At 55.9% G+C, this 23355-nt stretch carries 21 protein-coding genes and 1 other RNA gene; 7 read left to right on the forward strand and 15 right to left on the reverse strand.

Going from position 1 to position 23355, the window contains the following annotated elements; translation table 11 throughout:
* Positions 1 to 120: non-coding RNA, RtT sRNA (locus AC22LX_RS04435), on the forward strand.
* Positions 121 to 301: 181 nt separating this feature from the next.
* On the opposite strand, the gene AC22LX_RS04440 is transcribed toward AC22LX_RS04435, so the two are convergent.
* Positions 302 to 745: an Lrp/AsnC family transcriptional regulator gene (locus AC22LX_RS04440; protein ID WP_045393819.1), complete on the reverse strand. Its 444-nt coding sequence runs from the start codon at positions 743 to 745 to the stop codon at positions 302 to 304.
* A 107-nt stretch (positions 746 to 852) separates the two neighbouring features.
* Here AC22LX_RS04440 and AC22LX_RS04445 point away from each other — a divergent pair, with 107 nt between their 5' ends.
* A complete protein-coding gene (locus AC22LX_RS04445; protein ID WP_487333768.1) occupies positions 853 to 1749 on the forward strand; it encodes a DMT family transporter in 897 nt (298 codons plus the stop codon).
* Here the strand turns inward: AC22LX_RS04445 and narI are convergent.
* The 5 genes from narI to AC22LX_RS04470 all read right to left on the reverse strand — a co-directional run bounded on the left by narI (position 1746) and on the right by AC22LX_RS04470 (position 10180).
* The gene (gene narI / locus AC22LX_RS04450) at positions 1746 to 2423 is read right to left on the reverse strand and encodes a respiratory nitrate reductase subunit gamma (RefSeq protein ID WP_015367083.1); all 678 of its coding nucleotides are present in this window, start codon (positions 2421 to 2423) and stop codon (positions 1746 to 1748) included. The two genes, AC22LX_RS04445 and narI, sit on opposite strands and share 4 nt — an antisense overlap.
* Positions 2423 to 3133, reverse strand: a complete 711-nt coding sequence (narJ, locus tag AC22LX_RS04455) for a nitrate reductase molybdenum cofactor assembly chaperone (RefSeq protein ID WP_045393815.1) — start codon at positions 3131 to 3133, stop codon at positions 2423 to 2425. Before narJ ends, narI begins: the two co-directional genes overlap by 1 nt.
* Positions 3130 to 4665, reverse strand: coding sequence for a nitrate reductase subunit beta (gene narH / locus AC22LX_RS04460; RefSeq protein ID WP_487333769.1), 1536 nt, complete (start codon positions 4663 to 4665; stop codon positions 3130 to 3132). The genes narJ and narH overlap by 4 nt, the downstream gene beginning before the upstream one ends.
* A complete protein-coding gene (locus AC22LX_RS04465; protein WP_045393812.1) occupies positions 4662 to 8405 on the reverse strand; it encodes a nitrate reductase subunit alpha in 3744 nt (1247 codons plus the stop codon). The genes narH and AC22LX_RS04465 overlap by 4 nt, the downstream gene beginning before the upstream one ends.
* Positions 8406 to 8791: 386 nt before the next feature.
* Positions 8792 to 10180: a NarK family nitrate/nitrite MFS transporter gene (locus AC22LX_RS04470; protein WP_045393811.1), complete on the reverse strand. Its 1389-nt coding sequence runs from the start codon at positions 10178 to 10180 to the stop codon at positions 8792 to 8794.
* A gap of 311 nt (positions 10181 to 10491) precedes the next feature.
* Here AC22LX_RS04470 and narX point away from each other — a divergent pair, with 311 nt between their 5' ends.
* Together narX and narL are read left to right on the forward strand one after the other, a co-directional pair.
* Positions 10492 to 12270, forward strand: a complete 1779-nt coding sequence (gene narX / locus AC22LX_RS04475) for a nitrate/nitrite two-component system sensor histidine kinase NarX (protein ID WP_045393808.1) — start codon at positions 10492 to 10494, stop codon at positions 12268 to 12270.
* Positions 12271 to 12280: 10 nt separating this feature from the next.
* The gene (gene narL, locus AC22LX_RS04480; RefSeq protein ID WP_045375156.1) at positions 12281 to 12931 is read left to right on the forward strand and encodes a two-component system response regulator NarL; all 651 of its coding nucleotides are present in this window, start codon (positions 12281 to 12283) and stop codon (positions 12929 to 12931) included.
* Here narL and AC22LX_RS04485 read toward each other — a convergent pair.
* Entirely contained in the window at positions 12928 to 14304 is a 1377-nt protein-coding gene (locus AC22LX_RS04485; protein WP_487333770.1) for a YchO/YchP family invasin, read from the reverse strand. The genes narL and AC22LX_RS04485 overlap by 4 nt on opposite strands.
* A gap of 215 nt (positions 14305 to 14519) precedes the next feature.
* Here AC22LX_RS04485 and AC22LX_RS04490 point away from each other — a divergent pair, with 215 nt between their 5' ends.
* Complete coding sequence (locus tag AC22LX_RS04490; RefSeq protein ID WP_015367099.1) at positions 14520 to 14873, forward strand: DsrE/DsrF/TusD sulfur relay family protein; 354 nt, start codon at positions 14520 to 14522, stop codon at positions 14871 to 14873.
* A gap of 227 nt (positions 14874 to 15100) precedes the next feature.
* Positions 15101 to 15343 carry a DUF1883 domain-containing protein gene (locus AC22LX_RS04495; RefSeq protein WP_015705086.1) on the forward strand — a complete coding sequence of 81 codons (243 nt, stop codon included), beginning with the start codon at positions 15101 to 15103 and terminating at the stop codon, positions 15341 to 15343.
* A gap of 29 nt (positions 15344 to 15372) precedes the next feature.
* Here AC22LX_RS04495 and AC22LX_RS04500 read toward each other — a convergent pair whose 3' ends face one another.
* Positions 15373 to 16053, reverse strand: coding sequence for a gamma-glutamylcyclotransferase (locus AC22LX_RS04500; RefSeq protein ID WP_015705085.1), 681 nt, complete (start codon positions 16051 to 16053; stop codon positions 15373 to 15375).
* 148 nt (positions 16054 to 16201) lie between these two features.
* Positions 16202 to 16432: a putative cation transport regulator ChaB gene (chaB, locus tag AC22LX_RS04505; protein ID WP_015367102.1), complete on the reverse strand. Its 231-nt coding sequence runs from the start codon at positions 16430 to 16432 to the stop codon at positions 16202 to 16204.
* Between the two features lie 265 nt (positions 16433 to 16697).
* Between chaB and chaA the strand changes: the two genes are divergently transcribed.
* Complete coding sequence (gene chaA, locus AC22LX_RS04510; protein WP_015367104.1) at positions 16698 to 17798, forward strand: sodium-potassium/proton antiporter ChaA; 1101 nt, start codon at positions 16698 to 16700, stop codon at positions 17796 to 17798.
* A gap of 77 nt (positions 17799 to 17875) precedes the next feature.
* Here the strand turns inward: chaA and kdsA are convergent, their stop codons facing one another.
* Genes kdsA through hemA form a run of 6 tightly spaced genes read right to left on the reverse strand, consistent with a single transcriptional unit; the run spans position 17876 to position 23205 of the window.
* A complete protein-coding gene (kdsA, locus tag AC22LX_RS04515; RefSeq protein ID WP_015367105.1) occupies positions 17876 to 18730 on the reverse strand; it encodes a 3-deoxy-8-phosphooctulonate synthase in 855 nt (284 codons plus the stop codon).
* Positions 18731 to 18769: 39 nt separating this feature from the next.
* Positions 18770 to 19582, reverse strand: coding sequence for an invasion regulator SirB1 (gene sirB1, locus AC22LX_RS04520; RefSeq protein ID WP_045393803.1), 813 nt, complete (start codon positions 19580 to 19582; stop codon positions 18770 to 18772).
* A 3-nt stretch (positions 19583 to 19585) separates the two neighbouring features.
* Entirely contained in the window at positions 19586 to 19978 is a 393-nt protein-coding gene (gene sirB2 / locus AC22LX_RS04525; RefSeq protein WP_487333771.1) for an invasion regulator SirB2, read from the reverse strand.
* Entirely contained in the window at positions 19975 to 20826 is an 852-nt protein-coding gene (gene prmC / locus AC22LX_RS04530; protein ID WP_047066496.1) for a peptide chain release factor N(5)-glutamine methyltransferase, read from the reverse strand. The genes sirB2 and prmC overlap by 4 nt, the downstream gene beginning before the upstream one ends.
* Positions 20826 to 21908: a peptide chain release factor 1 gene (gene prfA, locus AC22LX_RS04535; protein WP_015367109.1), complete on the reverse strand. Its 1083-nt coding sequence runs from the start codon at positions 21906 to 21908 to the stop codon at positions 20826 to 20828. The genes prmC and prfA overlap by 1 nt, the downstream gene beginning before the upstream one ends.
* Before the next feature lie 40 nt (positions 21909 to 21948).
* Positions 21949 to 23205 carry a glutamyl-tRNA reductase gene (hemA, locus tag AC22LX_RS04540; protein ID WP_015367110.1) on the reverse strand — a complete coding sequence of 419 codons (1257 nt, stop codon included), beginning with the start codon at positions 23203 to 23205 and terminating at the stop codon, positions 21949 to 21951.
* Between the last annotated feature and the right edge of the window lie 150 nt (positions 23206 to 23355).

Genomic DNA, 23355 nt, shown 5'->3' on the forward strand with positions numbered 1-23355 from the left:
GGGGAAGGATGAGAAGCTTCGACTAAGGTTCGACTCGAGCGTCAGCGAGAGAACGTTGCCGCAGGCAACGGCCCGAAGGGCGAGGCGCTTTAGCGCCGAGTAATCCTTCCCCCACCACCATCTCCCTTCAGCCACCGGTTCTGCTATCTCCTCGCTCGCGCTTCGCTTAGCGAGGCTACATACTCTTGCACTCTCTCAGCCACCGGTTCTGCTATCCCCTCGCTCGCGCTTCGCTTAGCGAGGCTACAGGTGGTGCCGTCTGGTAGCCCGGACAGGTGCGCAGCACCGCCTCCGGGAAAACTCACAGCGGGGGCAAGCGCCTTTTTACCGGCGAGCTTTTCACCACCGACGTATTGCATTGCGCATATTCTGCCAGACCATCCAATATCGTATCCAGTTGCGCAATATCACGCACCACGAGACGCATAACAAAACAATCCTCTCCGGTGACCTTGTCGCTTTCAATACACTCCGGTATAGCCTGAATATATTTATCCACTTTTTGTAGCAATCCCGGTAGCGGCCTCACCCGTACTAATGCCTGCAGGCTATATCCCAATGCTGCCAGATTAACCCGTGCGCTATAACCCTGAATCACTCCTTTTTCCTCAAGGCGTTTTACCCGCTCGGCGGTACTCGGGGAGGTCAATCCCACCTGCGCACTCAATACCTTAAGCGAAACTCTGGCATCTTGCGTCAGGCAGGCCAGAATCGCCCGGTCTATTTCATCAATAATGTATTCCATTTATTTCACCTAATTAATAAAGGTATTTATCTGTTTTTACCTTAATTCAGATATATCAAGCTGTCAGGCTTTTCACGACAATAATGGAAAACTTCTGGAGGTGAAATATGCAGCTTTCTCATGGCGTCTGGCAAATGAGTCTGGCGATGATAATTTCCGGCTCGATTGGCGCGTTCGTGCTGCTCTCAGGGTTGCCGGTAATCGACGTGGTTTTCTGGCGCTGTCTTATCGGCGCAGTCACATTATTGCTGTTTATTTTGTTAAGCCGACAGCCCTTCAGCCGCCTGACGCGTCTCACCCTGGCGCTGGCAATCCTTGGCGGCGTCGCGCTGGTCATTAACTGGCTGCTGCTTTTTGCCGCCTACTCACGCGTTTCTATTGGGATGGCCACCGTGGTCTACAATACCCAGCCTTTTATGCTGGTATTACTGAGCATGATGCTGGGTGAAAAGGTAAGCGCGGTAAAATGGGCATGGTTACTCCTGGCCTTTAGCGGCGTGGTGATTCTGCTGTCGAGCGAGCTAACTCCCGCCCACAGCGATAATCTCGTCACCGGTATTATCCTGGCATTAGGCGCGGCATTTTTTTATGCCCTGACCGCCATTATTGCCCGCAAACTGCAGCCGCTCCCGGCGCAGCATATCGCTTTTATTCAGGTTATCGTCGGTACGGTAATGCTTTTGCCGCTGGTTCATGCTCCTGAGTTTAACAGCCACTTCCCCTGGCGCTATCTGCTGATCCTCGGCGTTGTCCATACCGGGATTATGTACCAGCTTTTATATAGTGCGATTCAAAAGCTACCGACGCCGGTCACCGGTTCGCTCTCGTTTATCTATCCGCTGGTGGCTATTCTGGTGGACTATCTGGTTTTCCATCATGCGCTGGCGCCGTTGCAGTTGGCAGGAGGGGTGCTGATTTTGCTTGCCGCTGCCGGCAACAACCTTGGTTGGGGTGAAAAAAAACCCCGCCATGGCGGGGTGAGTCAGCCGTCGCGGATGAACTAGCGACGCGCGCGTACAATCTGGTATTTGCGCGTCAGGTATTCGACCGGCGCGCTCCAGATATGAACCAGACGTGAGAACGGGAACAACAGGAACAGCGTCATCCCCAGCACCAGGTGCACGCGGAAGACAAACGCCACGCCATCAAGATGCTGCGAAGCGCCGCCGTGGAAGGTCACCACCGACTGCGCCCAGCCGACCAGTTTCATCATTTCGCTACCGTCCATATGCTGGGCGGAGAATGGAATGGTCAGCAGTCCCAGCGCGCATTGCACCATCAGTAACGAGAGGATCAGAATATCCGCTGTCGTGGTGGTAGCGCGAACGCGTGGGCTCAGCAGACGGCGCTTAAGCAGCAGTAAACCGCCCACCAACGTCATCACGCCGCACGCGCCGCCGGCGAACATCGCCATTTTCTGCTTCACGTCGATCGGCAGGAAGGATTCATACATCCAGTGCGGAGTCAGCATGCCGAGGAAATGGCCGGCGAAAATACCCAGGATCCCGATATGGAACAGGTTTGACGCCAGGTTCATCCCTTTACGATCCAGCATCTGACTGGAGGCGGCGCGCCAGGTGTACTGACCGTAGTCGTAGCGCAGCCAGCTGCCAATAAGGAACACCGAACCCGCAATGTACGGATAAATGTCAAAGAAGAACATATTCAGGAAGTGCATTAGTGCTGTCCTCCGTTAGAGATATTCAAATATTGCGGGGCCACGGCTCCGGCAAAACGACGCTGGTGAGCGGAAATCTCCGACTCGCCGCAGCCCTGGTCGGCAAAGAATTTGACCTGCTCTTCTTCCCAGACGGCATCCAGCGCCTGCGGCGTATCGTCACGGGCCTCGTCGGCGATCTTCTCCGCCACTTTCTGGCTATCGACCTGAGTATTGGCCAGCTTCAATAGCAGCTCGAACAGCACCGCATAGCGGCTTTCGCGCTGTTGCAGACGCGCGCTGAGCAGGCCGAGGATCGGCGCAACGTCCCGCAGGCCGCCAAGCGCTTCCTCTTCCGGTAACTGCGCCAGATACTCCAGATACAGCGGTAGGTGATCCGGCAGCTCATGGCTATCCAGCAGTAGACCATGGCGCTCGTACTGCGCCATCAGGTCGACCATCGCCTGCCCGCGATCGCGGGATTCGCCGTGAACATGTTCAAACAACAGCAGCGAGGTAGCGCGGCCGCGGTCGAACAGCTCGCTGTACGCCGACTGGGCGTCCAGCGGATCCTGAGCCACCAAATCGCGCAGGAAAACGCCCAGCGCATGGGCATCTTCTTTGGCGAGTTTTTCCGATGACGCGAGAGCCTCGAACATCTCCTGCTGATGCTGCCACAAGGCAGCGTCAGGGTATTCGAGCAGACGCGACACAATCACGAGTTCAATCATGAGTGCGGCTCCGTTTTGCTGGTAACGTCAATGGCGTCGATGCGACGGCTGTTGAACAGGTTGAATTCGCTGTCAGAACCGTGGCAACCATCGCCGAAGGTAAAGCCGCAACCGCTCTTCTCCGGGAAGGCATCGCGGGCCTGTTCGCGATGGCTGCTCGGTACCACGAAACGATCTTCGTAGTTGGCGATGGCCAGATAGCGATACATTTCCTGCGCCTGCGCTTCGCTCAGCCCCACCTCTTCCAGCGCGCGGGTATCGACGACGCCGTCGACGGTTTCCGCTCGTTTGAAGTGGCGCATCGCCAGCATACGTTTCAGCGCCAGCAGTACCGGCTGGGTATCGCCCGCGGTTAGCAGATTCGCCAGATACTGGACCGGAATTCGCAGGCTTTCTACGTCAGGCAGGATCCCGTTACTACCCAGTTCGCCCGCATCGGCGGCGGACTGAATCGGCGACAGAGGCGGCACGTACCAGACCATTGGCAGGGTACGATATTCCGGGTGCAGCGGCAGCGCCAGCTTCCAGTCCATCGCCATTTTGTATACCGGAGACTGCTGCGCGGCTTCAATTACGCCCTGCGGTACGCCATCTTTTAGCGCCTGCTCAATCACTTTTGAATCGTTTGGATCGAGGAACACGTCCAGCTGGCGCTGATACAGATCTTTCTCGTTCTCGGTGCTGGCGGCGTTTTCAATCGCGTCTGCGTCATACAGCAGTACGCCAAGGTAGCGGATACGGCCCACACAGGTTTCGGAACACACCGTCGGCATCCCGGACTCAATACGCGGGTAGCAGAAGATGCACTTCTCGGATTTCCCGCTCTTCCAGTTAAAGTAGATCTTCTTGTACGGGCAGCCGGTGATGCACATCCGCCAGCCGCGGCACTTATCCTGGTCGATCAGGACGATACCGTCCTCTTCACGCTTATAGATGGCGCCGCTCGGGCAGGTCGCGACGCACGCCGGGTTCAGGCAGTGCTCGCACAAGCGCGGCAGATACATCATGAAGGTGTTTTCGAACTGGCCGTACATCGCCTTCTGCATGTTTTCGAAGTTCTGGTCTTTGGCGCGTTTTTCAAACTCGCCGCCGAGGATCTCTTCCCAGTTCGGGCCGCTGGTAATTTTGTCCATCCGCTGGCCGGTAATCAGCGAGCGCGGACGGGCGATCGGCTGATGTTTACTTTCCGGCGCGTTATGCAGATTCTGGTAGTCATAATCAAACGGCTCGTAGTAATCATCGATCCCCGGCAGATGCGGGTTGGCGAAGATTTTACCTAGCAGCATCGCGCGGTTGCCCATCCGCGGCTGCAGCTTACCGTTGATTTTGCGGATCCAGCCGCCTTTCCATTTTTCCTGGTTTTCCCAGTCGTTGGGGAAACCGACGCCTGGCTTACTTTCTACGTTGTTGAACCAGGCGTACTCCATCCCTTCACGACTCGTCCAGACGTTTTTGCAGGTTACGGAGCAGGTGTGGCAGCCGATGCATTTATCGAGATTCAGCACCATGCCGACTTGTGAACGAATTTTCATTTTACGCTCTCCTGTACCTGGTCATTACCTTCGCCGTCTAACCAGTTAATGTTCTTCATCTTACGTACCACAACAAACTCATCGCGGTTGGAACCGACGGTGCCATAGTAGTTAAAGCCGTACGCCAGGTGGCCGTAGCCGCCGATCATATGGGTCGGTTTTGGCGTAATACGGGTGACCGAGTTGTGGATCCCGCCGCGCTGACCGGTAACTTCAGAGCCTGGCAGGTTCACGATACGTTCCTGCGCGTGATACATCATGGTCATTCCGGCCGGTACGCGCTGGCTCACTACCGCACGCGCCGTCAGGGCGCCGTTGGCGTTAAATACTTCGATCCAGTCGTTATCTTCGATACCCAGATCTTTCGCATCCGCTTCGCTCATCCAGACGATCGGCCCGCCGCGCGACAGGGTCAGCATCAGCAAGTTATCGCTGTAAGTGGAGTGAATCCCCCACTTCTGGTGCGGCGTCAGGAAGTTCAAGGCCTTCTCTGGATTGCCGTTGGACTTCTCGCCCATCACCGCTTTCACCGAACGGGTGTCGATCGGCGGACGATAGACCAGCAGGCTTTCGCCAAAGTCGCGCATCCACTGGTGATCCTGATACAGCGACTGACGGCCGGACAGCGTACGCCAAGGGATGAGCTCGTGAACGTTGGTATAGCCAGCGTTATAGGAGACATGTTCGTCTTCCAGGCCAGACCAGGTCGGGCTGGAGATGATCTTACGCGGCTGCGCCTGAATATCGCGGAAGCGGATCTTCTCGTCTTCTTTATTCAACGCCAGGTGCGCATGCTCGCGGCCGGTAAATTCGCTCAGCGCTTTCCACGCCTTCACGGCCACCTGACCGTTGGTTTCCGGCGCCAGAGTGAGGATCATTTCAGCGGCGTCGATAGCGGTCTCCAGCTTCGGCTGGCCTTTCGCCGGGCCTTCCGCCTTGGTGTAGTTGAGCTTACGCAGCAGATCCATCTCGCTCTGGGTATTCCAGGCGATCCCTTTACCGCCGTTGCCGATGGTTTCCAGCAGCGGGCCGATAGAGGTGAAGCGCTCGTAGGTCGCCGGATAATCGCGCTCGACCGGAATAATATGCGGCGCGGTTTTCCCTGGAATCAGGTCACATTCGCCTTTTTTCCAGTCTTTAACGTCAAACGGCTGCGCCATTTCCGCGGCGGAATCGTGCTGAATCGGCAGCGTCACGACGTCGGTTTCTTTTCCGAGGTGACCCACGCAGACTTCAGAGAATTTCTTAGCAATACCTTTATAGATATCCCAGTCGCTCTTCGATTCCCAGGCCGGGTCAACGGCGGCCGACAGCGGGTGAATAAACGGATGCATATCCGAAGTATTCATGTCGTCTTTTTCGTACCAGGTTGCGGTCGGCAGTACGATGTCGGAATAGAGACAGGTGCTCGACAGACGGAAGTCGAGCGTGACGACCAGATCCAGTTTGCCGTCGAGGCCGTTATCCCGCCACTCGACTTCTTCCGGCTTCACGCCGCCCTGCTTGCCAAGGTCTTTGCCCTGAATGCCATTCTCGGTACCCAGCAGGTACTTGAGCATGTATTCATGACCTTTACCGGAGGAACCCAGCAGGTTGGAACGCCAGATAAACAGGTTACGCGGATGGTTTTTACCGTTCTCCGGCTGTTCGGCCGCAAAGCGAATAGACCCCTCTTTCAGCGATTTCACGGTGTAATCGACCGGCGTCATGCCGGCTTTCTTCGCTTCGTCAGCAATACGCAGCGGGTTCACGCCCAGCTGTGGCGCCGACGGCAGCCAGCCCATACGCTCAGCGCGCACGTTGAAGTCGATCAGATGTCCGCTGTAGCGGGATTTATCCGCCATCGGCGACAGCAGTTCCTGCGCGGTGACCGTTTCATAGCGCCACTGGCTGGAGTGGTTATAGAAGTACGATGTACTGTTCATGTGGCGTGCCGGACGCTGCCAGTCAAGGGCGAACGCCAGCGGCTGCCAGCCGGTCTGCGGACGCAGTTTTTCCTGACCAACGTAGTGCGCCCAGCCGCCGCCGCTCTGGCCAACGCAGCCGCAGAAGATCAGCATGTTGATCAGTCCGCGGTAGTTCATATCCAGATGGAACCAGTGGTTCAGGCCCGCGCCGACGATAATCATCGAACGGCCGTGGGTCTTATCGGCGTTATCGGCAAATTCGCGGGCGGTACGGATGATGTGCGCGCGGGGTACGCCGGTAATTTTTTCAGCCCAGGCCGGAGTGTACGCTTTGACGTCATCGTAGCTGGTCGCGCAGTTTTCATCGTTCAGCCCACGTTCCAGGCCATAGTTAGCCATGGTCAGGTCATAAACGGTGGTCACCAGCGCGGTGGAGCCGTCGGCCATCTGCAGGCGTTTCACCGGCAGTTTGTGCAACAGAATGTTTTCGAGGTCGACTTTGTTGAAATGCTCGGAACCTTCACCGCCAAAGTATGGGAAGCCGACGTTGGCGATATCGTCGTGGCTGCCAAGCAGGCTCAGACGCAGTTCAATCTCTTCGCCGGTTTTACCATCGCGCTGCTCGAGGTTCCACTTGCCTTTGTCGCCCCAGCGGAAGCCCAGAGAACCGTTAGGTACGGTCATTTCGCCCTTCTCGTCAAAGGCGACGGTTTTCCATTCCGGATTCTGCTCCTGGCCCAGGGAGTCAACCAGGTCGGCAGCGCGCAGCATACGGCCAGCGGCATAGTAGCCATCGCGCTCTTCGAGCATAACCAGCATCGGCATGTCGGTGTAGCGGCGTACGTAATCGGTGAAGTACTGGCTCGGTTTATCGAGGTGGAACTCACGCAGCATAACGTGGCCCATCGCCAGCGCCATCGCGGCATCGGTACCCTGCTTCGGCGCCAGCCACAGATCGCACAGCTTGGCGATTTCGGCATAGTCCGGAGTAATTGCCACGGTTTTAGTCCCTTTATAGCGAACTTCGGTAAAGAAGTGCGCGTCCGGGGTACGGGTCTGCGGGACGTTGGAGCCCCAGGCGATGATATAGCTGGAGTTATACCAGTCAGCGGATTCCGGCACGTCGGTCTGTTCGCCCCAGGTCATCGGCGAGGCCGGCGGCAGGTCACAGTACCAGTCGTAGAAGCTCAGGCAGGTACCGCCAATCAGCGACAGGTAACGGGCGCCGGACGCGTAGGAAACCATCGACATCGCCGGGATTGGCGAGAACCCTGCCACGCGGTCTGGACCATAAGTTTTGACGGTATAAACGTTTGAGGCGGCAATCAGTTCGTTCACTTCTTTCCATGAAGAACGAACAAAACCGCCGCGGCCGCGGGCCTGTTTAAAGCTTTTCGCTTTATCGGCATCTTCAATAATAGAAGCCCATGCCTCAACCGGATCGCTATGCTGAACTTTCGCTTCACGCCACATTTTCATCAGACGTTTACGCATCAGCGGATATTTCAGGCGGTTAGCGCTGTACAGATACCAGGAGTAGCTGGCGCCGCGCGGACAGCCGCGTGGCTCATGGTTCGGCAGATCGGGGCGGGTGCGCGGGTAATCGGTCTGCTGGGTTTCCCAGGTGACCAGACCATTTTTGACATAAATTTTCCAGCTGCATGAGCCGGTGCAGTTCACACCGTGAGTGGAACGCACGATTTTGTCATGCTGCCAACGCTGGCGGTATCCATCCTCCCAATCCCGGTTGGTTTTAAGAAGCTGGCCGTGCCCATCGGCAAAGGTTTCACCCTTCTGTTTGAAGTAGCGAAACCGGTCCAGAAATTTACTCATCGGGTTTCTCCTGATATGGAGCCTGACGGCTCTCTGATAAATCGACATTGCTGGATTTGCAGCGAAAATAGCGCCATGCCGAAGGAGGAGAATTGATGACGATCAATGCGAAATACCTTATAAATCCGCCCTCAAATCATAATTACCACCAAAGTAGTAACAATATTCATTGATTATCGCTTTGTTTTATAAGGATTATTTTAAATATGACAGAATGTTAACCGGGATTTATGCCACGCTTAGGTATTAAGTGGTAGATGGCTTACCAGCGTTATCTCCCTGAATTTAACCACCTTGCGCAGATCAAAAGTATGCTGTAACTAATAGCCACTCATAAAAAAGGCGCACCCTGTGGCGCGCCCTGTCACTTACCGTTAAGAAAAGACTTATTTCTGTTTACGGCCGTATACCGCCCAGGTGATCACCACGCAGGCAATATAGAACACGAGGAAGACTTTCATTGCCCCGGCCGGCGATCCGGTCAGATCCAGCGAAATACCGAACGCTTTCGGAATAAAGAAACCACCGATCGCGCCAATCGCTGAAATAAAGCCCAGCGCCGCGGCGGTATCCGTCGCCGCTTCACGCATCGCCTGCGCTTCACTGCCGCCCTGCGCTTTGACGCGATCCATCGTAAGCTTACGGAAGATAACGGAAATCATCTGGAAGGTGGAGGCGCTGCCCAATCCCGCGGTCAGGAACAGCACCATAAATACCGCGAAGAAGGCAATGAAGTTGCCGCCCTGACCATTGGTCGGCAGAGTCAGGAACAGTAACGCGCAGAAAATAGCCATCACCACGAAGTTGACCAGCGTCACGCGGGTCCCGCCGAGTCGGTCGGAAATCGCGCCGCCCATTGAGCGCGCCAGCGCGCCAATAAACGGACCGAAGAAGGCATAGTGCAGGATCTGCACGTCCGGGAACTGGGTTTTTGACAGCATCGCAAACCCGGCGGAGAAACCGATGAAAGAGCCGAAGGTTGCGAGATACAGCAGCGCCATGATCCACAGATGCAGGCGTTTAAGTACCGGTAACTGTTCGCTCAGCGACGCTTTTGAGGCCGACAGGTCGTTCATAAAGAACCACGCGGCCAGGGTAAAGATAATCAGGAAAGGCACCCAGATCCACGCGGCGTTTTCCAGATACAGCATCGAGCCGTCCGGCTGCTCGCTACCGCTACCGCCGAACACAGCAAAGATAGAGAGCGAGACCACCAGCGGCGCAACCAGCTGCATTACGCTAACGCCCATGTTACCCAGACCGCCGTTAACCCCCAGCGCCCCGCCCTGTTTCTCTTTCGGGAAGAAGAAGCTGATGTTCGCCATGCTGGATGCAAAGTTAGCGCCGGCAAAGCCGCACAGCAGAGAGATAATCACGAACACGCTAAACGGCGTGGAGGTATCCTGTACCGCGAAGCCCAGCCATACGCACGGAATAATCATGATACCGGTACTGAACGCCGTCCAGCGGCGGCCGCCGAACAGCGGAACCATAAAGGCATAAGGTACGCGTAATAATGCGCCGGAAAGCGCCGGGAGGGCGGTCAGCATAAACAGCTGATCGGTAGTAAACTGAAAGCCAACTTTATTAAGGTTCACGGCGACGGCGCTGAACAACATCCAGACACAGAACGCCAGTAGAAGGCAGGGAACGGAGATCCACAAATTACGGCTCGCCACACGATGGCCGCGCTGTTGCCAAAACTCAGGATCTTCAGGACGCCAGTCGGTGATGACTGAGCTGTTAGCCTTCTCCGGGATTGAAGAGTGACTCATAGATACCTCTGATTATTCATATTTCCTGATGCTACCTTAGGGGTTGCTCAAGGCTGTAAGTTGATATAAATCAAAGGAAAAGCGCGGGCCATTTTGTACAAAAATAAATCATGCTCCGAAGTGAGTAGATAATTGTGAGAAAAAAAGTGTGGTTTTTCACGCGACTGCCGGGTTTCTGGTTATCCCTCCCACCACGGCGCCTACCACCGACAATTAAGGAGTAATACCTTAGGGGTATGGGTATACTCCAGGGGATAGCCGAGAATAAGCGCCACTCCCGAAGAGATGACCCATCAGGAGCCACCCATTCCATGTTAAAACGTCTTTTTACGCCGCTGACGTTGGTTAATCAGCTGGCGTTAATCGTACTGCTCGCCACCATCATCGGCGTGGCCGGCATGGCGATATCCGCCCGCCTGGTGCATGGGGTGCAGGGCAGCGCCCACGCCATTAACAAGGCCGGCTCGCTGCGTATGCAGAGCTATCGCCTGCTGGCGGCTATTCCGCTGACGGACAACGATCAAAAGTTGTTTAACGATATGACTGCAACCGTATTTAGCCCGGAGTTGCAATACTCCGCGCGTCGTGACGGCCAGGAAGTACAGCTGAAAGCGCTGCAGCAATATTGGCAGTTGTCGCTGGGACCAGGCATGAAACAGGCGGTCAGGCAAAGCGACGTGGCGCAGGATGTCGCCGATTTTGTCGACCGTATTGACCGGTTGGTTACCGCTTTCGACCACACGACAGAACAGCGTATCGAGCGCGTGGTCTGGATCCATCGCATTCTCGCCATCGGCATGGCGGTGCTGCTGATCTTTACCATCATCTGGCTGCGTGCCCGTCTGCTACGGCCATGGAAACAGTTACTGGGTATGGCGCGGGCGGTCAGCCAGCGCGATTTTACCCAGCGCGCGCACATTAGCGGGCGTAACGAAATGGCGACGCTCGGTATGGCGTTGAATAATATGTCGGAAGAGCTGGCGGAAAGCTACGCCGTGCTTGAACGGCGAGTACAGGAAAAGACCGCCGGCCTCGAGCAGAAAAACGAGATTCTGGCCTTTTTATGGCAGGCCAACCGTCGGCTACACTCCAGCGCCCCGCTGTGCGAGCGCATTTCACCGGTGTTGAATGGCCTGCAGGGGCTGACGCTGCTGCGTGATATTGAAGTGCGGGTATATGATCTCGAGGATGAAGACAATCATCAGGAGTTTGCCTGCCACTCCGATATCGAATGCGATGATAAAGGCTGTTATCTGTGTCCGCGCGATCTTCCCCCGCTGCCGGATGGCGGCACAACGCTGAAATGGCGGCTTTCAGACGCGCATAACCAGTATGGCATCCTGCTGGCCACGCTGCCGGTTGGCCGCCACCTGAGCCACGACCAACAGCAACTGGTGGATACGCTGGTGGAACAGCTGACCAGCACGCTCGCGCTGGACCGCCATCAGGAGAAGCAGCAGCAGCTTATTGTGATGGAAGAGCGCGCCACCATTGCCCGCGAGCTGCATGACTCCATCGCCCAGTCGCTCTCGTGCATGAAGATGCAGGTCAGCTGTCTGCAGATGCAGGGCGACAGCCTGCCGGATGAAAGCCGCCTGCTGCTGGGGCAAATACGCAACGAACTGAATACTTCGTGGGCGCAGTTGAGGGAGTTATTAACCACCTTCCGCCTGCAGCTTACCGAAGCAGGACTGCGTCCGGCGCTGGAGGCCAGCTGCCAGGAGTACAGCGCCCATTTTGGTTTCACGGTGCAACTCGATTACCAGTTGCCGCCGCGATTTGTCCCGTCGCATCAGGCGATTCACCTGTTGCAGATCGCCCGCGAGGCGTTAAGCAATGCGTTGAAGCATGCCAACGCGACGGAAGTCACCGTGACCGTGTCACAACGCGATAATCAGGTACGTTTAGTCGTTGCCGATAACGGTCGCGGCGTACCGGAAAACGCGGAGCGAAGTAACCATTACGGTTTAATTATTATGCGGGATCGCGCGCAAAGCTTGCGCGGCGACTGTCAGGTCCGCCGCCGGGAGACCGGCGGTACCGAAGTCGTGGTGACATTTATCCCGGAAAAAGCGTTCTCAATCCAATAAGGAGACCCCTATGAGTCAACAGGAACGGGCAACCATCCTTCTCATTGATGATCATCCCATGCTGCGCACTGGCGTCAAGCAACTGATTAGCATGGCGCCGGACATTCAGGTTATCGGCGAAGCCAGCAATGGCGAACAAGGTATTGAACTGGCGGAATCGCTGGATCCGGATCTTATTCTGCTGGACCTTAATATGCCGGGGATGAACGGCCTCGAAACCCTCGACAAGCTGCGGGAAAAATCGCTCTCCGGCCGCGTGGTCGTATTCAGCGTCTCCAATCATGAAGAGGACGTGGTGACCGCCCTGAAACGCGGCGCCGACGGCTACCTGCTGAAAGATATGGAACCGGAAGATTTGCTGAAAGCGCTGCAGCAGGCCGCGGCGGGCGAAATGGTATTAAGCGAAGCGTTAACCCCGGTACTGGCCGCCAGCCTGCGCGCTAATCGCGCCACGTCCGACCGCGACATCAGCCAGCTGACCCCGCGCGAGCGCGATATCCTGAAGCTGATTGCCCAGGGCCTGCCGAACAAAATGATCGCCCGCCGCCTGGATATCACCGAAAGCACGGTTAAAGTGCATGTGAAGCATATGCTGAAGAAAATGAAGCTGAAATCACGCGTTGAAGCCGCCGTCTGGGTTCACCAGGAACGGATCTTCTAAGGCGATTCCGTCCAGGAAACGTTGGGAGCCGTAAACGTCACCAGCGGCTCGGTCAGCGCCAGTGCGATCTCATTGGAAGAGACGCGCTGACCCGATTTATCTTCAACCACCACCGACAGACGCCAGCGATTCACCGCGCCCGGCTCGCTGTTCCACACCGGCATAATGATGCTCCAGCCATCCGCACTGTTGGCATTAACCGGCGGCGTCAGGCTTAGCGCCTGAGTATCCCCCTGCCAGTGCAGCGATTTAATACCGTGCAGGCTATTAATTTGCAGCTTCAGCTGTACCGTTTCGCCGGAGTGCAGATCCCACGGCGGCGTCGCCAGATAGACCGTCAGATTCTTACGCTGGCGATACTCCACTACCGGCAGATTATCGCGTTCCGGGCTATCGTAGCGGCTGCCGCGTAGCGAGTTGCTTATAGCCACTTCATCCGCCGCCAGTTGCTGTTTCAGCGGTACCCCAAAACGATAATTCAGCTTCAGGCCGACATTATTCTGGCTGACGCCATTTTCACCCTGTTTGTGTTTAGCGGTGACCGTCACCAACGGTACCGGGGTGTAATTCAGTCCCACCGAAACCGCCACCGGATTGTGGTATCCGGTACCGGAATGAAACAGATCGACGCTATCGCCGAAGTACTGTTCAACGCTGACGCTGGTATTAATGTGCTGATAAAACGGCAATCGCGCCTGGGCAGTCACGTCATAGCCAACGGCCATCCGCTGCTCCTGGGTCTGATTTTCCCGCAACTGCCAGTCGCCGAGTGGGTGGTAATAGTTGGCCGATAAGCGCAGGTACTCGCCCCAGGCTTCCGCGCCGATGCTGCCGCGCGCCAGGCTCTCGCTGAGCACTTTGTCGTAAAACGAGTTATAACCCAGCAGCCAGCTACCGACACGCCAGCGCTGACCGAGCCCAACATTGCCCACCAGATCGTTCTCGCGCCGGGTAACCGAATATTGATTCCAGGTGAGGTAACGTTCATTGTCCTGCAGCGGCACAAACCAGCTACCCTTGCTGCCGGTGAAGTTACCCTCTTTATCCACCAACAGGTCGATATTGGCATTACCCCACGGCGACAGCCAGTTTTCCAGCTGATGGCTGAACTCATTGCCGATTTTGCTGATGGCGAACATCCGCGCCTGCTCGCCGGTGGTCAGTCCGTTATCGCTCATGCTGGCTTCGCCGAATTTTTTTGCCATCTCGGCGAAATGTTTGGCATCGTCGTCAACCTGCGGCGCTATTCCTAAATCGGGCAGCGTAGTTTGCGGCGGCATACTGTTATCGTTGGTAATCAGCGCCCAGGCGGGAGCGCCTGTCAGCAGCAGGAAAAGCATCAGTGATGGGGTTAAGCGGTACGGCAAAGGCATCAAACGGATTAACGAAAGCTCACGCAGAAAAACAACATCTTGTTAGTTTATCGTTTTTTGCCCTTCCCCGCAGCCCTGCGGGCCATTCCAGGAATAAACTGAAACCGGTTGGCGTTTGCTTCAGGCGTCATGCCGGTCGTATTATTGATACCCCCTCCCGAAATACGTCTTTAGGTAAAGCTAAGCAATAACCGTGCCTGATAAAAGGAGTCTTTATGCAACGTATTGTGATTGTCGCCAACGGCGCCGCCTACGGCAGCGAATCCCTGTTTAATAGCCTGCGTCTGGCTATCGCCCTGCGCGAGCAGGAATCAGACCTCGATCTGAAGCTGTTTTTAATGTCCGATGCGGTGACCGCCGGGCTGCGCGGACAGAAACCGGCGGAAGGCTATAACATTCAGCAGATGCTGGAGATCCTCACCGCGCAGAATGTGCCGGTAAAACTCTGCAAAACCTGTACGGACGGACGCGGGATCACCCATTTGCCATTAGTAGATGGCGTGGAAGTGGGAACCCTGGTCGAGCTGGCGCAGTGGACGCTGGCGGCGGATAAAGTGCTGACCTTCTGAATTAATCGCCATTAACAGGATTAAATGTCAGGCTGGTGGCTATTGCTGATGCAAAAGTACGCCAGCTGAACGCTTTCAGGAAGATTGTCATTTTTGTTTAATCGTTATTCATTTTGTTGATCGAAATCATCATCCACACGCTCCCCCTTTGGTGTTATGCAACGAGCAAAGTGTGAACAATATCACGCGCGGGTTGATGTATTCAGAGACAGAAACGGGGTATGAAAATGGCAATGGTAAAAGCAAGTTTGACGTTATTCGGCGGTGATACGCTGGTGGTGCGCTGTTCGGAGCGCTGTCATATTCACTTAATGAGCGCCAAGGCCGCCGGCGACAGCCACGCCGATATTTTTAGCGTGCAGGACAGGGACAGCGCTTATCTCACCGTGCCCTACAGCGGCACCTGGAACGTGCTTATCGACAGTCATAGCCAGTCGCTGGAGCACTCCATTAGCTACGTTCCCGCCTGAACCTCAACGCCCGGCTGACCGGGCGTTTTTTATGCAAGCCCGGGTTGGCTCGCCTCGCCGACCAGATGCCGCACCTGGATAATCAGATCGTCAAGACTGGCGTCACGCATGCCGAGCTTGCGTAATTCCTGATCCAACGAAAAGAGATACTGGGCATTGGTGCCGAGCGGCCCGCTGGCGCGGGCAATTAGCGGCGCGATGGTTTGCGCGCTGGTATCGGATTCATACAGCGGATGGCGCGGATCCATGATAAACACCAGCGCATTCACCGTGCGCCCGTCATCAAGCTCAAGACGGCACCAGGTGGGCAAATAGCAACCGGTGATCATTTCTCGCTTCCACAGTAGCGTCAGCTCTTGCTCCAGCGTCTCATCCGGCAGACGATAGGCTACTCCGGTGGTGCGCCCGCCTTCCTTCAGCGCCAGCATCCTGCCCGGCTGATGCGCGCTACCGCGACCGGCGGTCAGGCGCAGGCAAAACGCGCGATGCCAACCTGGCAGCGTACCGGTACAGGATTCGCTGTATTCCAGCGCCGGGTTCCACATCAGCGAACCATAGCCGAAAATCCACACCGAACCGTTGTCCGGACGACAGGCCAGGGTCGCCGCCAGCGAGGCCGCCCGTTGCTCTGCCGACCACAGCAGCGATTCCTCAATCGCGCCAAACGCCGTCTTACAATCCGCATTCATTAAGAAATCACGAGTTAACACTTTCTACTACCTCCGCCACTGCCTGCTTCCCGGCGATAATCTGTGCCATCCGTGAATATTGCTGAATTATTATCCAGCTTTATTACTCAATAAGCAATTAACGGAGCGTTGACAAGGGGTCTGAAAAAAAATTAGATCGCAAAAGTGATTACTTTTTCTTATGCCATTTGTCGTCATCGCCCTTTTGATAATCATTTTTCACCGCCGCCCAGGCGACTTTATGCGCCGTCTCCTCACGGCTGGCATCATCGCGACGGTCGGCTTTATCTTTATATTGATCCCACGCGCTATTGAAAGCTTCTTTATAAATTTCCTGCGCGTGTTCCGGCAAGACGTGCTGAACGCTATCGGGAAGTTCTTGTTTACTACGGTAAGGCATAATGACCTCCAGAATCAGGGTAAAAGCTAAGTCTGGAACACAATTCCCGGGTTGGCAAATCACAGGAATATTGAGAAATGAATTTTAGTAATCATCTGAAAAATATGTATAAAACATACGTAACAGCCTTTTTTGACAGGCCAACGCATTTCTTATGCAAGAGTGGTAAATTTAAGTAAAAATACAAATTAAACCTATCAATGTCTGTTATTTTATCAACTTACGTTATCTATAATTATAACACCTGCATAAATGGAGATGGTTCATGACACATGCACATGAGGCGGTTAAGACCCGCCACAAGGAGACCTCCCTCGTTTTTCCGGTTTTAGCACTGGTGGTGCTGTTTCTCTGGGGAAGCAGTCAATCACTACCAGTGGTCGTTGCGATTAATATTCTGGCGCTGGTCGGGATTCTGAGTAGCGCATTTAGCGTGGTTCGCCACGCCGACGTCCTTGCTCACCGCCTCGGCGAGCCCTATGGTTCATTAATTTTGAGCCTGTCAGTGGTCATTCTTGAAGTGAGCCTGATTTCCGCATTAATGGCGACCGGCGACGCCGCGCCAACGCTAATGCGCGATACGTTATATTCAATCATTATGATCGTCACCGGCGGTCTGGTCGGTTTCTCATTACTGCTGGGCGGGCGTAAATTCGCCACGCAGTATATGAATTTGTTTGGTATCAAGCAGTACCTGATCGCCCTCTTCCCGCTGGCGATTATCGTGCTGGTATTCCCGATGGCGTTGCCGGGCGCCAACTTCAGCACCGGCCAGGCGCTGCTGGTGGCGCTGATTTCCGCCGCCATGTACGGCGTATTTCTGCTCATTCAGACCAAAACACACCAGAGTCTGTTCGTGTACGAGCATGAAGATGACAGCGACGATGACGACCCGCATCACGGTAAGCCATCGGCGCACAGCAGCGGCTGGCACACGGCCTGGTTACTGGTACACCTGGTTGCGGTTATCGCCGTTACCAAAATGAACGCAAATCCGCTGGAAACGCTGTTGACCAGTATGAACGCGCCTGTCGCCTTTACCGGCTTCCTGGTGGCGCTGCTGATCCTCTCACCGGAAGGACTCGGCGCCTTGAAAGCGGTACTGAATAACCAGGTGCAGCGCGCGATGAACCTCTTCTTTGGTTCGGTACTGGCGACGATTTCCCTGACGGTGCCTGTCGTTACGCTTATCGCCTTCCTTACCGGCAATGAACTCCGCTTCGGCCTTGGCGCGCCGGAAATGGTGGTGATGGTGGCGTCGCTGGTGCTGTGCCATATTTCTTTCTCAACCGGGCGCACCAATGTCCTCAACGGCGCGGCGCATCTGGCGCTGTTCGCCGCCTACCTGATGACGATATTTGCCTGACCGGGTAATCAGCAATAAAGCCAAAAAAAAGCCTGTCGGTGGCGAAACCGGCAGGCTTTTTTACTGCTCAACGAAACTTAGTTGCTGGTATCCAGCTCGTCGAAGCTTTTCACCAGATCGTCGATTGCTTTCATTTGCTTCAGGAACGGTTCCAGTTTAGCCAGCGGCAGCGCGGACGGGCCGTCACATTTCGCGTGATCCGGATCCGGGTGCGCTTCAATGAACAGACCGGCGATACCCACCGCCATCCCGGCACGGGCCAGTTCCGTCACCTGAGCGCGGCGGCCGCCTGAGGCAGCGCCAAACGGGTCGCGGCACTGCAGGGCGTGGGTCACGTCAAAGATAACCGGCGAGTTGTTGGACGCTTTCTTCATTACGCCGAAGCCGAGCATATCTACGACCAGGTTGTCGTAGCCGAAGTTGGCGCCGCGATCGCAGAGGATCACTTTGTCGTTACCGCCTTCAATGAACTTATCGACGATGTTGCCCATCTGGCCCGGGCTGACGAATTGCGGTTTCTTGACGTTGATAACAGCGCCGGTTTTGGCCATCGCTTCCACCAGATCAGTCTGACGCGCGAGGAACGCCGGCAGCTGGATCACATCAACCACGTCGGCCACCGGCTGCGCCTGGCTGGCTTCGTGAACGTCGGTGATGATTTTCACGCCGAAAGTCTGCTTCAGCTCCTGGAAAATCTTCATCCCTTCTTCCAGACCCGGCCCACGATAGGAGTGGATGGAAGAACGGTTGGCTTTATCAAAAGAGGCTTTGAACACATACGGAATGCCCAGCTTTTGCGTGACGGTCACATAATGTTCGCAGATACGCATCGCAAGATCGCGGGACTCCAGCACGTTCATTCCGCCAAACAGCACGAACGGCAGGTCGTTTGCTACGTTGATATCACCAATGCTAACCACTTTTTGTTTCATAAGATCGCCTTATCAGGGTGTAACCGGAATGGTTCCAGACTAATGCAATGTAATTTGTTTATGTGAAATCGTGTTGATCTGCGCGCGGATCATCTCGCTAATCGGATCCTCCGGACACTGCTCAACGAAATAATTGAGATCCAGCAGCGCCACGTGATCGCACTCCAGTTGGGCGTAGATGAGCCCGCGGTCGCGAATTTCATACGGGTCTTCTGGATTAAACTGCAGCAGCGCTTCGCTGGCGCGTAGGGCCAGCTCCATCTGCCGCTCTTCCATCAGCGCCGATTTCAGCGTATCGAGCAGTTTGCGGATCACTTCGGCGTTGTCGGCCTCATCGAGATCTTCATTAAACAGCTCAGCCACCGGGCTAATATTCCCCTTCAGCCACACTTCCAGGGTGTGTTCATCGAGCGTCTCGCCGTTGAATGGGTTAATTAGCCACATCTCTTCGCTGGTGTCCGGGTCAGCGCGCAGCAGCATCTGCGTCGGGAAGATAACCGGCACCACCGGCAGATCCAGACGCTGAGCAATCCACAACAGAATCGCTCCCAGCGACACGGCGCTCCCCTGGCGATTCACCAGCACTTTATCCAGCCATAGCGCATCGGACAGGCGGTAGATGCCCTGCGATGCGCCGAAACCCCACTCGTGATAGAACAATTCCAGCAGCCGGTCGAGCTGACGCTCCTGATCCCAGGAGGTGGCAATCTCTTCCTGCGCCAGTGTTAACAACCGCTGCAGCTCATCCTGCACAAAGTGCGTCGGAAAGTCGTCGCGGATCAATTCAGAAATGAGGACCATGCCTTCGCATAATGGCGCTTTGTTAAATTCGAAATCAGCTAATGACCTCATGCCTTACCCCAGTAACGGTATTCTTGTGATGGCGAGTTGAACGATAAAGAACAACACCACCAGCGCCAGCAGAAAGGCGATGAACCGGGTCTGCTGGCGGCGCGGGCGACGTCGGCCCAGCGCGATAAATCCTAATGCGATGTAAATGATAACGCCAAACAGCTTTTCAGTCAGCCATGCGCCATCTTCGGTAAACGGCAGATAGTGCGTTATCGCCATTAATCCCGCGCCGCTGAGGAACAGCAGCGTATCGCTACAATGCGGCGCAATACACACCCAGCGCTGATTCAGCATCGCGCTGCCGCTGTAGGTCCACCAGTAACGCAGCACGAAAAGCCCGACGGATGTCACCACGCAGGCAATATGTAAATAGAGTACTGCAGTAAATAAATTCATTCGCCGGTTTGCTCCTTGTGCGGCCAACGCCCGAGTGTCAGACGTTCGTTATCGCCATAATCGCGGCAGGTCTCGACATCGCTGTATCCTGCTTCAATAAATAATGCGCGTACCGCCTCACCCTGCTTCCAGCCATGTTCCAGTAGCATAAAACCTCCAGGCAACAGATACTGTCGTCCCTCACGGATAATATGCGCCAAATCGGCCAGCCCCTGATCGGCGGCGACCAATGCCGTTCTCGGTTCAAAGCGAACATCGCCCTCAGCAAGATGCGGATCGGTTTCATCGATATAAGGGGGGTTACTGACAATCATCGCGAACCGCTGCCCTTTGAGCGCGCTAAACCAGTCGCTCTGCAGGATGGTCACGTTGTTGAGAGCGAGATGGGCGGCATTGCGCGCGGCGAGCGCCGCGGCGTCAGGCATAAAATCAACGGCAGTGACCTGACAGTCCGCCCGCTCGCTGGCCAGCGCCAGAGCGATAGCGCCGGTGCCGGTGCCAAGATCCAGGATGCGGCAGGCCGTCTGCGGCAGGCGTACCAGCGCCTGCTCGACCAGGCATTCGGTATCGGGGCGCGGGATAAGCGTCGCCGGCGAGACAAACAGCGGCAGCGACCAGAATTCACGCTGCCCCACCAGATGAGCCACCGGCTCGCCGTTGGCGCGGCGCGCCAGCAATGCTTCCAGTTCCGCCAACTGTTCCGCCGTCAATACGGTTTCGTCAAAAGCGAGGATCCAGGTTCGCGCTTTGCCGGTGACGTGCCCCAGTAAGATCTCGGCGTCGCGACGCGGGCTGTCGCTCGCGCCGAGCCGGGCTATCGCCTGAGTGAGCCACTGTCGAAAGGTCATCATTCCTGCTCGGAAAGCGCCGCCAGCTGGTCAGCCTGGAATTCCTGCACAATCGGTTCGATCAGCATATCCAGTTTGCCTTCCATGGTTTCATCCAGACGGTAAAGTGTCAGGTTGATACGGTGGTCGGTCACGCGCCCCTGCGGGAAGTTGTAGGTCCGGTTGCGATCGCTGCGATCGCCGCTGCCCAGCAGGTTACGGCGGGTAGACGCTTCCGCCTGCTGACGCTTGGCGACTTCGGCGGCGCGAATACGCGCGCCCAGCACCGACAGCGCCTTGGCTTTGTTTTTATGCTGTGAACGCTCGTCCTGACACTCCACGACAATACCGGTCGGCAAGTGGGTAATACGGATAGCGGAGTCGGTGGTGTTGACGTGCTGGCCGCCCGCGCCCGAGGAGCGGAAGGTATCGATGCGCAGGTCAGCCGGGTTGATATCCGGCATTTCGGCTTCCGGCAGCTCCGGCATCACCGCCACGGTACAGGCGGAGGTGTGGATACGCCCCTGGGATTCGGTCGCCGGAACGCGCTGGACGCGATGGCCGCCGGATTCAAATTTCAGCCGCCCATAGACGCCATCGCCGCTGATTTTGGCAATCACTTCTTTAAATCCGCCATGCTCGCCTTCGTTGGCGCTCATGATTTCTACCCGCCAGCGGCGGGCTTCAGCGTAGCGGGTATACATGCGGAACAAATCGCCGGCGAACAGCGCCGCTTCATCGCCGCCGGTACCGGCGCGAACTTCGACAAAAGCGTTACGTTCATCGTCAGGATCTTTCGGCAATAGCAGAACTTGCAGCTGCTGCTCCAGCGCTTCGCTTTTTTCTTTGGCATCGCGCAGCTCTTCCTGCGCCATTTCGCGCATTTCCGGATCGTCGAGCATCATCTGCGCGGTTTCGATATCGTCCTGCACCTGGCGCCAGTCGGTATAGCAGCGGGCGACATCGCCAAGCTGCGCATATTCGCGCGACAGCGCGCGGAAACGGTCCTGGTCGGCAATGGTGGCGGCGTCGCCAAGCAGCGCCTGAACTTCTTCATGGCGTTCGTACAGAGCTTCCAGTTTAGCAACAATAGAAGGCTTCATAGGCGTGAATTCACCCTGTCTTTAAATAGAGAAATGTGCGCTATTCCAGCCCGAGGCTGTTGCGCAGAATATGCAGGCGTTCATCATCCCCGTCACGGGCAGCCTGCTGAAGAGATTTGGTTGGAGCGTGGATCAGGCGATTGGTCAGCTTACGGGCCAGATCTTGCATGATTTCCTGCGCATCGCCGCCCTGCTCCAGCGCGGCAAGCGCTTTCGCCGTCAGCTCCTCGCGAACCTGCTCGGATTGGGAACGATATTCGCGGATAGTCTCGCTGGCGCTTTGGGCGCGCAGCCAGGCCATAAATTCGCTGGTTTCCTGCTCGACGATCGATTCCGCCTGCACCGCCGCAGCCTTACGCTGCGCCAGATTGTGCTGAATGATATTTTGCAGGTCATCAACGCTGTACAGATAGGCGTTGGCCAGCTTGCCGACTTCCGGCTCGACGTCGCGGGGCACCGCGATATCCACCAGCAGCATCGGCTGATTGCGGCGCGCCTTCAGCGCGCGCTCGACCATCCCTTTGCCGATAATCGGCAGCGGGCTGGCGGTAGAACTGATAATAATATCGGCGTCTTTTAAGCGCTCGTCGATATCGCTGAGGGCGATAACTTCCGCGCCGACTTCATCCGCCAGCGCCTGGGCGCGTTCACGGGTGCGGTTGGCAATCACCATTTTGCGAACGTTATGTTCGCGAAGATGGCGGGCGACCAGTTCGATAGTTTCCCCCGCGCCAACCAGTAACACCGTGACGCTGGAGAGCGATTCAAAAATTTGTCGCGCCAGCGTACAGGCGGCGAAGGCAACGGAAACGGCGCTGGCGCCGATATCGGTTTCGGTACGCACGCGCTTAGCCACCGAGAACGATTTCTGGAACATGCGCTCCAGTTCGCTGACGTTCAGATGACCGCGGCTGGAATCAGCAAACGCTTTTTTCACCTGCCCGAGGATTTGCGGCTCGCCAAGCACTAGCGAATCCAGGCCACTGGCGACGCGCATCAGATGGCTGACGGCGTCGTTATCCTGATGCCAATAAAGACTTTTACGTAGGTCTTCTTCATTCAGGCCGTGGAAGTCGCATAGCCAGCGAATCAGCGCTTCCTGCAGGTTGTCCTGCTCTTCAACGCTGAGATACAGCTCCGTGCGATTACAGGTTGATAGCACCACCCCGCCCTGCACCATCGGCTGAGCCAGCAAGCTCTCCAGCGCCTTGTCGAGCGTATCCGGCGAAAACGTTACGCGTTCTCGCAGCGCTACCGGAGCTGTTTTGTGGTTGATGCCAAGAGCTAAAAGGGTCATGGTGAGGGAATAGTACCAGCGTTGCTAAGGTTAGTCTGAGCGCATCATACAGGATGCGCGTACTCAATAAAAGAGACGCCCCCCTTTTGGAGTAATAGTCAGGGCTTAAAAGCCACTAACGGTAATTTTTTGATTTCAGACAACTTGAAC

It is taken from the genome of Klebsiella sp. PK01 (assembly GCF_057624675.1).